The organism is Flavobacterium sp. (assembly GCF_013823965.1).
GTDB lineage: Bacteria > Bacteroidota > Bacteroidia > Flavobacteriales > Flavobacteriaceae > Flavobacterium.
This window is the reverse complement of sequence record NZ_PNNA01000097.1, coordinates 1-11,634: the sequence shown is the minus strand read 5'-3', so window position 1 is coordinate 11,634 and position 11,634 is coordinate 1. Positions and strand designations below refer to the sequence as shown.

Annotated in this window: 10 protein-coding genes; 2 read left to right on the top strand and 8 right to left on the bottom strand. The window is 37.0% G+C overall.

Annotated elements, in window-relative coordinates; all coding sequences use genetic code 11:
- Together der and C0430_RS11690 are read left to right on the top strand one after the other, a co-directional pair.
- A partial coding sequence (gene der, locus C0430_RS11695; protein WP_290870239.1) for a ribosome biogenesis GTPase Der occupies positions 1-1,153 on the top strand: 1,153 nt, incomplete at its 5' end.
- A 156-nt stretch (positions 1,154-1,309) separates the two neighbouring features.
- Positions 1,310-4,057, top strand: coding sequence for an outer membrane beta-barrel protein (locus C0430_RS11690; RefSeq protein WP_290870231.1), 2,748 nt, complete (start codon positions 1,310-1,312; stop codon positions 4,055-4,057).
- A 50-nt stretch (positions 4,058-4,107) separates the two neighbouring features.
- On the opposite strand, the gene C0430_RS11685 is transcribed toward C0430_RS11690, so the two are convergent.
- The 8 genes from C0430_RS11685 to C0430_RS11650 all read right to left on the bottom strand — a co-directional run.
- Positions 4,108-4,848 (bottom strand): DUF2490 domain-containing protein, encoded by a 741-nt coding sequence (locus tag C0430_RS11685; RefSeq protein ID WP_290870228.1) that lies wholly within the window; start codon positions 4,846-4,848, stop codon positions 4,108-4,110.
- A 177-nt stretch (positions 4,849-5,025) separates the two neighbouring features.
- Positions 5,026-7,584 carry a TonB-dependent receptor gene (locus C0430_RS11680; protein WP_290870225.1) on the bottom strand — a complete coding sequence of 853 codons (2,559 nt, stop codon included), beginning with the start codon at positions 7,582-7,584 and terminating at the stop codon, positions 5,026-5,028.
- Positions 7,585-7,831: 247 nt separating this feature from the next.
- Entirely contained in the window at positions 7,832-8,245 is a 414-nt protein-coding gene (locus C0430_RS11675; RefSeq protein ID WP_290870222.1) for an Rrf2 family transcriptional regulator, read from the bottom strand.
- An 86-nt stretch (positions 8,246-8,331) separates the two neighbouring features.
- Positions 8,332-9,135: a YgcG family protein gene (locus C0430_RS11670; RefSeq protein WP_290870219.1), complete on the bottom strand. Its 804-nt coding sequence runs from the start codon at positions 9,133-9,135 to the stop codon at positions 8,332-8,334.
- Positions 9,135-9,572 carry a TPM domain-containing protein gene (locus C0430_RS11665; protein WP_290870216.1) on the bottom strand — a complete coding sequence of 146 codons (438 nt, stop codon included), beginning with the start codon at positions 9,570-9,572 and terminating at the stop codon, positions 9,135-9,137. Before C0430_RS11665 ends, C0430_RS11670 begins: the two co-directional genes overlap by 1 nt.
- 118 nt (positions 9,573-9,690) lie before the next feature.
- Positions 9,691-10,284 (bottom strand): LemA family protein, encoded by a 594-nt coding sequence (locus C0430_RS11660; protein WP_290870213.1) that lies wholly within the window; start codon positions 10,282-10,284, stop codon positions 9,691-9,693.
- Between the two features lie 46 nt (positions 10,285-10,330).
- A complete protein-coding gene (locus tag C0430_RS11655) occupies positions 10,331-10,663 on the bottom strand; it encodes a MerR family transcriptional regulator (protein ID WP_290870210.1) in 333 nt (110 codons plus the stop codon).
- Between the two features lie 57 nt (positions 10,664-10,720).
- Positions 10,721-11,634, bottom strand: a 914-nt coding sequence (locus C0430_RS11650; RefSeq protein ID WP_290870207.1) for a M23 family metallopeptidase, incomplete at its 5' end; no start/stop codon positions are given.

Sequence of the window (11,634 nt, the reverse complement as noted above, 5' to 3'; positions counted from 1 at the left end):
CGTGATTGATACGGGAGGATATGTTCGCGGAAGTGATGACGTATTTGAAGGCGAAATCCGCAAACAAGTAGAATTGGCCATTGACGAAGCTGACGTAATTATTTTTGTGGTAGATGTCGAAGAAGGCATTACGCCAATGGACGAAACGGTTGCCAAATTGTTGCGCAAGATTACAAAACCCGTTTTATTGGCCGTAAATAAAGTAGATAATGCGATGCGCGAGAAAGACGCCGTCGAATTTTATAATTTGGGATTGGGTGATTATTTCACCTTTGCCAGTATTTCAGGAAGTGGAACAGGAGATTTATTGGATGCTTTGATCGAGGCGTTTCCAGAAAAACCAGAACCAGTTCACGAAGAAGTGGTATTGCCTCGTTTTGCGGTAGTAGGTCGTCCGAATGCCGGAAAATCTAGTTTCATAAACGCATTGATTGGTAAAGACCGATTTATGGTTACTGACATTGCAGGAACAACCCGTGATGCAATCGATACGAAATTTGACCGTTTTGGATTTGAATTCAACTTGGTCGATACCGCTGGAATTCGTCGTAAAGCGAAAGTGAAGGAAGATTTGGAGTTTTACTCCGTGATGCGTTCTGTTCGTGCCATCGAACACGCCGATATTTGTATTTTGGTAATCGATGCCACTCGTGGATTTGAAGGTCAGGATCAAAGTATTTTCTGGTTGGCCGAGAAAAACAGGAAAGGTGTCGTGATTTTGGTCAACAAATGGGATTTGGTCGAAAAAGACACAATGTCAACCCGCGATTACGAAGAAAAAATCCGCAAAGAATTGATGCCATTTACCGATGTGCCTATTCTTTTTGTTTCGGCATTGACCAAGCAACGTTTGTTGAAAGCCTTGGAAGCTACCGTTCAAGTGTATGAAAACAGACAACAACGTATTGCGACTTCAAAATTCAACGAATACATGTTGAAAGTGATTGAAGCGTATCCGCCGCCAGCAACCAAAGGAAAATATGTAAAAATTAAATATTGCATGCAGTTGCCAACACCAACACCTCAATTCGTGTTTTTTGCCAATATGCCGCAATATGTGAAAGAACCTTACAAACGTTACCTCGAAAACAAGATTAGGGAAAACTGGGACTTCTCAGGAGTGCCCATCGATATTTACATCAGAGAAAAATAAAACGAAAATCCCGAGCAATCGGGATTTTTTTATTTTAGACCCTTTCGTTTTTAAAATTGTCTGCCGCCATAAAGTTGGTTATAATTTAAAAACCAGAATACGACACTAAACCTTTTGTGCATTTTTATGTCTTATCTTATTTACGATACAGTCTTTATGTCTAAAATTTATACTTTTCTTTTTCTCCTGTTTTTCTTTTCTCTTGCCAATGCCCAAAATATTGTCATAAAAGGAACCGTATTTGATAGTAATACGCAGTTGCCATTAGAGTTGGCCACGGTTTATTTTTCTAATGTCAAAGATTCCACGGTCATAGAATATGCGACTACTGATAAAAACGGTTTTTTTAAAATTAATACTAAAAAATACGAAAAACCAGTTTTTTTAAAGGTCAATTATATGGGTTATCAACCTTATTTTGAAGTACAAAATGGGCTTTTGGAAAATAAAGATTTTGGTAAGCTATATTTATTGCAAAATGCAAACATATTGGACGAGGTCGTTATCAAGACTGAAGCACCGCCAATCCGTATCAAAAAAGATACTTTAGAGTTTAATGCGGCTTCTTACAAGTTGCGTCCAGATGCCAATGTGGAAATCATGTTGAAACAATTGCCCGGATTTGAAGTCGATAGTGATGGAAAAATTACCGTAAACGGGAAAGAGGTTACCCGGTTTTTAGTAAATGGAAAAACTTTTTTTGATAAAGACGGTGCCATAGCTTTAAAAAATCTGCCGGCAGACTTGATAAGCAAGGTTCAAGTATCGGATTTTAAAACCAAAAAAGAAGAGCTGTCCAAACAAGAATCTACTTCGGATTATTCCAGCATCAATTTGACCATTGACGAAAAGAAAAACAAAGGTTATTTTGGAAAATTCTTGGGCGGTTATGGAACCGATGATCGCTATGAAAGCAGTTTTATTTTGAATTATTTTAATAACAAACAGAAAATAAGTTTGCTGGCTTCTGCCAATAACATCAATTCATCCGGATTTTCCATGGACGAAGTGTTTGACAATATGGGAGGAGGAAGAAATGCTGGAACAAAAACGGCTGGAAGCGGGAAAGGGATTACAGAATCTAATTTGGTAGGCTTTAATTATTCTGATGAATGGACCAAAGATATGGAAGCTATGGGAAGTTTTGATTTTTCGAATACGGTTAATAAAAATCAAAGCAAGTCTAATCAAGCCGATTTTTTGCCAACAGGAACTATTTTTACCGAATCGAATTCGAAGGCCAGAAATGAAAATACCGGAAACAAAGCAAATTTTGAATTTGAATATAAAATCAACCCAACCACACGAATCGTTTTTACGCCAAAAGTTGATCAATCTCGCTCCAATAGATTTTCAGAATCTTCCAGTTTTTCCAGTGATGAAAGCGGAGCATCATTAAACGAAAGTACCTCAAAATCGAATAGAGAAAGCACGGCTGCCAATTTTTCCAATGCGATAAATTTTAACAAAAGCTTCGAAAAAAAATCCCGTAATTTAAGTTTTGTCTTCAGTAATAACAATGCAAACAGCAATTCGGAGGCCTTGAATGTGTCACAAACTATTTTTTATCAGAGCAGTAAACCAAATGATGAACGAAATCAAAACAGCAATAATGGCAATACCCACGATTCATATTCGACAGATATAGAATACACGGAACCTATAACCGATTCATTGCGAGTTCTGTTGGGCTTCGATTTTGAATGGGATAATCAAATAAATGATGTCAAGACATTCGATTATGATGGCATTACCAAAACGCATTCTGTTCTAAACAATTCGTTGTCCAATTATACTACTTCGAGACAAAATTCCATTACACCAAAAGTGGGAATTATTTTTGAAAAGAACAATTTTACTTTTAATTTCAATTCCAGTACTTCCATTATCGATTATGACAATCACTCCCTTTACTTGAATAAAACCACTGATTTAACTCAAAAATATGTTTTGCCATATGGTCGCGCCCAAATCAGGTATAAGTTGGATCGCTCAAAATTTGTCACTTTTAGGTATGATTATTCTAATAGTCTTCCCGGATCAAATCAGTTATTGCCGGTAGAAAATTTGGCTAATCCCCTGAATACAATTATCGGAAATCCAAATTTGAATCCCAACGAAAAAAACAGTGCCAATATCAATTTCAGGAATTTTGACATGCGAACTCGTTCCGGTTATAGTTTGTATATAAGAGGAGATTTTTTCAACAGCGAAGTGGTCTCGACTTCGATTTATGATGCCAGCGGCAAAAAAACCACAACTTATAGAAACGTAACAGGCACGTACACAACTTCCATTGGTGGAAATTGGAACCAAACCATTAAAAAAGAGGCTCATGTTCTAAAGTATGGTTTAGGTTTAAATGGCAGTTATTCTTTGGATAAAGGATTTACAAATGCGGTTTTGTATGATGCAAAATCATTGGGAGTTACACCACAAGTTTACTTTTCATACGATTATGGCGAGTTGCTTACTGTTGCGCCATCCTACAAGTTGTCCTACAATGAATCTAAATATGCCAACTCTTCATTGAAAGCCAGCTCGAATGTGGTGCATAGAATTAATATACAAACCACTAATTATTGGCCTAAAAATTGGGTTTTCGGCAATGATTTTGGATATACCTACAATTCGAAACTTTCGAACAATTTCAAAAAAGATTTTTATATGTGGAACACGAGTTTGTCTTATGTTTTTTTTAATAAAAAAATGGCATTAAAAGTAAAAGTCTATGATATTTTGAACCAGAACCAAAGTGCTGCCAGAACAATATCGCCAACCACAATTCGCGACGAGGAAAATACGGTTTTAAAACGCTACGCGATGTTTTCCATCGCTTATAAATTGGGTAGTTTTTCAGGAAAAGAAAAACCATCAAGAGAAAATAGACCCACTTTTTTTTAAAAAAATATATTCCCAATTCGATATTTCTTCAATTGGGATTTTCAGTAATACTATTTCTTAGTCTTTATTTTTATTTTATGGAAAAAAGTAAACCGGATAATGTCTCTGTCAAAATAATCCACGCCACTCGCGCGTTGTTGAAAACTGTTTAAATACCCCAGTTCCAATGCCATGTTTTTATTGACACCAAAGTGCAAGGCAGCGTAAATCCTGTTTTGGTCAAAAGTGTTTTTAACACTATTTTCTCCAGCATTAATCATTATTTCATCAGATAAAACGGCTTTTAAAAACTGGTTTTCTTTTTTCCAAAAGGTATGTTCGCCTTGAAATCGATACCTGAATCGCCAATAAAAGGTTGTTCCGGGAAGCAGTCCTTCTTTATTAGCATTGTGAAAAAAGCGTTCCTCTACCTGAAAGCGTTGCATGATTGTAATTTTGCCAATATCTTGTTTCCATATTATGTCTTGCTGTCCCCTGTATTCGGGTACATTAAAATCATAAGTGATTTCAGGATCTTGAGTTGCAACTGAGAAATGGGCAAATCCGGCTCCCAAATCTAACTTGTCATTGATTTTATAACGTCCCTGAATTCGAAACTCATAAAGATTTTCTTTAACAGGATTGATAAAAATTCGATTGTCAAATTCAGAATGTACAGACCATTTTTGGTTTATGGTCAATAGGTTGTAATATCGTGTCCAAAGTAAACTCTGGTGATCTACATTTTTTTCGGTCTGGGCATACGAAAAAGCACATCCTAGAAACAAAAGAAGTATACTGTTAATTTTCATTCCGTTCAATTCAAATTTTGACAAATTTAAACAAACGCTACTAAAACTATAGGTTATATTTTATATTTCCGAAGGAATTACAGCGCCAATCAAAAAGAAACCAAAAAAACCATCAAAACGTAATTTGATGGTTTTTAATGCAATAATTGTTGTATTTTAATCTTTAGAAATCCATATTTACAACGAATATTTGAATGTTATGCCATAAGTTCTTTGATCTCCCAACACGGCGGCATATTGTCCTGAATTTCCACCGGCAGGCAATAATTGCTCATAGTAATCCTTGTTTAAAAGGTTGCGTCCCCAAATGTGAACAGACAATCCTTCGGATGCACGGAAACCGATACGGCCGTTAAATATGGAATAACCATCAACCACTAAATATTTCGAAGCAGAAGCACTCGATGAGAATGAAGAACGCGAATACGAATCAAGCGCCATAAAAAATTTTCCTCTATTTCCGAAGAATTTTGCAGTTTCAGAATATTCACCTCCTAAAGTTGCTGCCCATTTTGATACACCAGGTAAATCAGTTCCTGAAACATCTTTAAAGGCTACGGCAGATCCAGTTTCTTCCAAAGGTAGTGGCGCATTTTTAAATTGCACATAAGTGCCTTCAGTGTAAGAAAGCGCTCCGTTGAAAGTAAGATTTTTATTGGCTACAATACTGGCATCTATTTCTGCACCTCGCACCCGAACTTTATCGGCATTGGCAAGATATCCGCGATTTACGCCTAATTCCGCTGCTTGAACTGCTGTTTGAAAGTCCTTGGTGTCTGTGTTGAAGAGTGTAAAGTTTAGTACCGAGCTTTCAAATGGTGAAGTTTTTACGCCTATTTCATAATGGTTTACTTCTTCAGGTTTAATTACTGCCAGTTCAAGAATGGGTTGGCCGGCAAGAGAGGGAAGGCCTCCTAAATTAATCCCAACGGGTTTGTAGCCTTTTGCAAAAGTGGCATACACATTAATCTTGTCGGAAGTTTTGTATGACAAAGTTATGTTTCCTGAAAAATTGGTATCGTCTACATCCGCTTGGAAAGCCTGATCGGTATAAACTAATTTTTTTAAGGCGATTAATGCAGAATCTGTGGTTTGAAGTCCTCCGTAAGTTTGACGATCATAATCTACTTTTTTCTTGTCGTAATTGTATCTTAAACCCGGTAATACATGCAAACGATCTGTTATTTTCCAATCTAGTTGTCCAAAAACCGCTGCGCTAAATGTATTCAGGTTTGATTTTGTTTTAATTCCGTATCCATCAAAAAGCCCCGGCGTTTTCCATAAATTACTGGTAGTACTTTGTGAGAATCTCCACTGTGCATTTCCTGATTCTTCAATGTGATACGGATCGGTCAAAAGTTCTTGTCCTATGAGGAATACACCGGCAACTCCGCTTAATTTAGAACTAAACTCTCCAGCGTAGCGAACCTCTTGCGTCCATTGTTGATGGGTTGATGTGGCTTGTGATTTTGCCAAAGCTTGCAACCCGGTAAAATCCCTGTCATTTGATGGATCCCAATTCCAAATGCGCCATGCAGTAGTTGAGGTAAGCGTTCCTTTTCCAATTTTTGCATCAAAATTTAGGGATACACCACCTAAATCTTGTCCGGAACGCCACGGTGTATCGTGGTCAATCTTGCGGTCAAAGGCATTCAAACTTGGAAGTTGGTAATTCAAATCAGCAATAATGGCATTAAATTGGCGATAAGCAGCTCTTTGGGTAGGCGCAACACCGGCAACAACTTGAGCATACCCATCTGGGCGTTGCGTTGTCAAATCTGCCGCCAATGTAATATTGATATTCTCTGTTGGTGTATAAAGTAATTGTCCCCTAATTCCTTGATTGTTGAGCGTGTTTACTGATTTTCCGGTGGCAATGTTTTCAATCAGACCATCGCGTTGAGTGCCAGAGAAGGACAATCTACCGGCAATTTTTGAACTTAAAGCACCTGTAATAGAGGCCTTGGCTTGTAGATATTGATAATTACCGTAGCTAATCTCAAAGTTCGCACCAGATGTAAAACTCGGCTTGCGAGTGGTTATGTTGAATGCTCCCGAAGTCGTGTTTTTTCCAAACAAGGATCCTTGTGGCCCGCGCAATACCTCAATTTGTTCTACATCAATAAAATCTAGTGTAGTAGCTGCTGGTCGCGCATAATAAACACCATCGACATAGAAACCAACACCGGGATCGATACCGTCATTGGTAAGCCCAAAGGGAGAGCCTGTACCACGAATGTTGATTCCTGTATTTCTTGGATTTGACGAATAAAGTTGAACTGAAGGAACTAATTCTTTGATGCGATTCACGTTAAAAGCACCTGCTTGTTCAGCCTGCTTTCCAGTTAAAACCGATACCGCAATTGGAACATCTTGTGCTTTTTCGATCCGTCGTCTGGAGGAAACGACCACTTCGGTTAAAACAGTTTCAGCTTCATCAGTAAGAATTATTTCTAATGGACTCGCCTGAAGTTGGGTAATCGTGATTTCTTTGGTTTTGTATCCTTCTAATTGTATGATTATTAAAAATGGAAGTTCTTTGGCTTCAATGACAAATTTGCCAAAAGCATCTGAAGTTGAATTGTATGTAGTGCCCTTTAAAACAATATTAGCTCCTTCTAATGGGCTGTTTTGGTTATTTTTAAGTACTCCTTCAAGAGCGGTTTGAGCGTAAGAGGTTGAGAATAGCAATAATAAAATTAAGCTAGATATTGTTTTTGTATAAATGGTTTTCATTATTATATAAATTATATGTAAATAGTAGTATTTAAATCAAATTTTTTAAAAACAACATCTACACATCATTTGATAATTCTTTTTTTCGATAACTATTTGTACCTTTTTTGAGGATTGTTCTTCCAGAAAAGTGAATTTGTTTTGATGCGTTTTCATACGTTTTAATTTAGAATTGTTGTAATGTGTTAAATCTGGGGCAAATATATAATTAATTCTATAAAATTAGTAGAGTTAATAAAATATTTTTTTATTTTTTGGCCAATGAATCAATAGTAATGCTTTCCATGGCAGCCAAAGTTTTTTCTCTAACGGCTATCAATCCCAGTCTTAATAAACATTCCGATTCTGTTTTGCAATCCAGACAAGGTTCATAAAAATTTAAGGAAGCACAAGGAAGTAAGGCAATTGCACCATCAAATAAGCGATGAATGTCAGCTAATGTTATAGTGTTTTTGGATTTGATGAGGTAATATCCACCCATTTTGCCTTGTTTGCTGCTCACAAAATGTCCTCTTTTTAACTCTAATAATATTTGTTCCAAGAATTTTTTTGGAATATTGGCACCTTCGGCAATTTCGATAGTTTTGGCAATGTAACCTTCCTCTTGCTGGGCTAAATAGAGCAAGGCTTTAAGGGCGTATTTGGTTTTTTGTGAGAGCATATAGGTTTTTTAATCTTAATTTTTTAATATTGATTTTTGCCTGGAGCGAAATCGAACCGGCAAAACAGTATAGATTTTTTAGAAAACTACCAACTTCCGCCGCTTCCACCGCCAGAGAATCCTCCACCACCAAAACCACCACCAAAGCCTCCGCCTCCAAATCCACCTCCAGAAGAGCCGCCTCCAAAACCACCACCGCCACTATTTCGGCCTAAACTACTTAGAAGAATTACATCCAATAGACTTGGTCCGCCTCCAGAATTTCCAGAATTTCCGCCGTCTTTTTTATTTCTTGATATAATGGCAAGAATGATAAATACGAGAATTATAATTGGTAAAATTGGTATCTTTTTATCTTTGGTTTGTTTTCTTTCGCCTTTGTATTTGCCTTTAAAAACGTCAAAAAGCGCATCGGTACCTTTGTCCAAGCCTTTGTAATAACTTCCAGCTTTAAATTCTGGAATGATAATATTTCTGGTTATTTCTCCACCAATTCCAGCTGTTAATCGGTCTTCAAGTCCATAACCTGCTGAAATCCATATTTTTCTTTCGGCTTTTGCCAATAAAATAATGACACCATTATCGTTTTTTTCTGTTCCGCCAATTCCCCAAGTGTGTCCCCATTTTGGGGTTAAAATCCCGATGTCTTCGCCTTTCAAACTTTCGATGGTGATGACCACGATTTGGGTTGTGGTTGAGTCAGAATAGCGAATAAGTTTTTCTTCCAGTTGTGCTTTTTCTTCTGCACTTAATACATTGGCATAATCATAAACCGAAGTCTGAAAGCTTGGTTTTTCGGGAATGTCAAATTGGGCAAAACTGATTTGTGTAATGAATAAACAAAAGAGTAGTCTCAGAAAAATTGATATGTTTTTTATGTTTAAAGTCATTATCCTTTCGATATTTCGTTTGAGAGTTCATTTAAGTCGCCAGCTTTATAAGGGAAATGCTGTTGCAATTGTTCGCCGGCTTTAGTAATGCCGTCAATCAATCCTTGTTTGAAATTTCCGCTTTTAAATTGAGCTGCCATAACATTTTTTGTAATATCCCAGAAATCTTCCGGGACTACATCATTAATGCCTTTGTCTCCACAAATCACGAATTTATGGTCGTCGACAGCCAGATAGATTAGTACCCCGTTTTTGAGTTCGGTGGCATGCATTCCCAATTCATGAAAAACTTCCAAAGCCCTGTCAAAATGAACTTTGGAAGTTGTTTTTTCTATGTGGACTCTAATCTCGCCAGAAGTTTCTTTTTCAGCCATACGAATAGCTTCAACAATTGCTTGTTCTTCTTCAGTGGTTAAAAAATCTTCGACTTTTGACATAAGATAAATTTTTGAATGAAGATTAACGATTTTTGACCCGAACTTTAGCGAATTGGCGAAGCATTTCACAAGCAGTCCTTCTGCAATCAAAAATCGTTAATCGAAAATCTGATTTTTTTTAGAATTTTACTTCAACAGGTTTGTCTGCGCCTTCAACAGATTGAAAATAAGCTTTTTCCTTAAATCCAAACATGCCTGCAAACAATGAATTTGGGAACGTTTTGATGTGGGTGTTGTATGGTTTAACCGCTTCGTTAAATCGAGTTCTGGCTGTTAAAATTTGGTTTTCCGTACTGGCTAATTCATCCTGTAATTTCAAGAAATTGGCGTTGGCTTTCAATTCAGGGTAGGCTTCAACTGTTACCAATAATCTTGACAGTGAACTGCTCACGCCACTTTGTGCTTGGTTGAATTGTGCTAATTGTTCTGGAGTGATATTTGCTGGGTCAATCTTTACTGAAGTAGCTTTGGAACGTGCTTCAATAACGGCTGTCAAAGTGCTTTTTTCGAAATCGGCAGCACCTTTTACGGTATTTACCAAGTTTCCGATGAGGTCATTTCTTCTTTGATAGGCCGTTTGCACATCACCCCAACTTTGCTCCACAGTTTGACTCAAAGTTACCGCAGTATTGTTAATTCCTTTAACCCAACTGTAAATTCCAATCACAAACACTGCTACAATAATCCAAGGTAAAAATTTTTTAAAATCCATTTTTGTTTAATTTAAAGTTTAATATTTAGTTTTTGATTTAATTTTTTTAAAGTTCATTCTTGATATTGGTCAACTGCACTTTTATGGCTTCCAGTTTGCTGATAATATCAAATTTATCCAAAGTTTTCTTTTGGCTTTCCTTCAAATGTGTTCTCGCGCCTTCCAGTGTAAAACCTCTTTCTTTTACCAAATGATAAATTAATTGCAGGTTTTTTACGTCTTCGGGCGTAAACATTCGGTTTCCTTTGGCATTTTTTTTGGGTTTGAGAATGTCAAATTCACTATCCCAAAATCGTATAAGCGATGCATTCACGTCAAAAGCCTTGGCCACTTCGCCAATGCTGTAATATCTTTTGTCTTTTGAAAGTTCAATATGCATATTTTATGTTTTTTATAATGCCACTTTTTGAAATCTAAAGTCAGCAATCTGAAATCGTTAATCAAACGATTGATTTTCCTGATTCGCCAATTGCGCAATAGCCACATATTCCACCGCCGAAATATTGCCGTAATAAAAATTCAGCGGATTCACGACTTTGCCATTTTTATGCACTTCATAATGCAAATGTGGCCCCTCGGATCTTCCAGTGCTTCCCACATAACCTATTACGTCTCCACGTTTGATGCGTTGGCCAGCCTTGCATTTGTATCGGCTAAGATGACCATATAATGTTTCATAGCCAAAACCGTGTCGGATAACAATATGATTGCCGTATCCCGAAGCCGTATTGTCTGCTCTTGCCACAACGCCGTCGCCAGTGGCATAAATAGGAGTTCCCGTTTTAGCTGTAAAATCCATTCCTTCATGCATTTTCCTCGCTTTTGTAAAAGGATCCGTTCGATATCCAAATCCCGAAACCATAGTTTTTAAATTCTCGTTTCTCACAGGCTGAATGGCTGGAATTGCTGCCAATAATTTGTCTTTTGATTTGGCCATTTTCAAAATGTCATCCAATGATTTTGATTGAATGGCTAGTTCTTTTCGGAGTATGTCAATTCTTTTTGTCGTATTGGTTACTAATTGCGAATTGTCATATCCTTCTAAATCCTTGTAGCGATTCACATCTTTAAAACCAGCTTTCCGTTCTTCCTCAGGAATGGGTGATGCGTTAAAATAAACTCTGTATAAATTATTGTCTCTTTCTTCTATAATATCAATTACATCCTCCACTTCATCCATTTTTTTGTTCAAAATGGCATAACGCAATTTTAAATTCTCGATTTCACGAGCTTGTTTCTTGTTTTTTGGAGTTTCAAAATAGGGAGTGTTCAACAAAACGATGAAACATAAAAGACCAAATAACCCCGAAGCCACTAAAAACAACAAAACAACTCCAATTTTCTTCCTGG

Coding starts and splice junctions, on each gene's coding strand:
- C0430_RS11690 (WP_290870231.1), top strand. CDS start 1,310: ATGTCTAAAATTTATACTTTTCTTTTTCTCCTGTTTTTCTTTTCTCTT.
- C0430_RS11665 (WP_290870216.1), bottom strand. CDS start 9,572: ATGTCAAAAGTCGAAGATTTTTTAACCACTGAAGAAGAACAAGCAATT.
- C0430_RS11670 (WP_290870219.1), bottom strand. CDS start 9,135: ATGACTTTAAACATAAAAAACATATCAATTTTTCTGAGACTACTCTTT.
- C0430_RS11675 (WP_290870222.1), bottom strand. CDS start 8,245: ATGCTCTCACAAAAAACCAAATACGCCCTTAAAGCCTTGCTCTATTTA.
- C0430_RS11680 (WP_290870225.1), bottom strand. CDS start 7,584: ATGAAAACCATTTATACAAAAACAATATCTAGCTTAATTTTATTATTG.
- C0430_RS11685 (WP_290870228.1), bottom strand. CDS start 4,848: ATGAAAATTAACAGTATACTTCTTTTGTTTCTAGGATGTGCTTTTTCG.
- C0430_RS11660 (WP_290870213.1), bottom strand. CDS start 10,284: ATGGATTTTAAAAAATTTTTACCTTGGATTATTGTAGCAGTGTTTGTG.
- C0430_RS11655 (WP_290870210.1), bottom strand. CDS start 10,663: ATGCATATTGAACTTTCAAAAGACAAAAGATATTACAGCATTGGCGAA.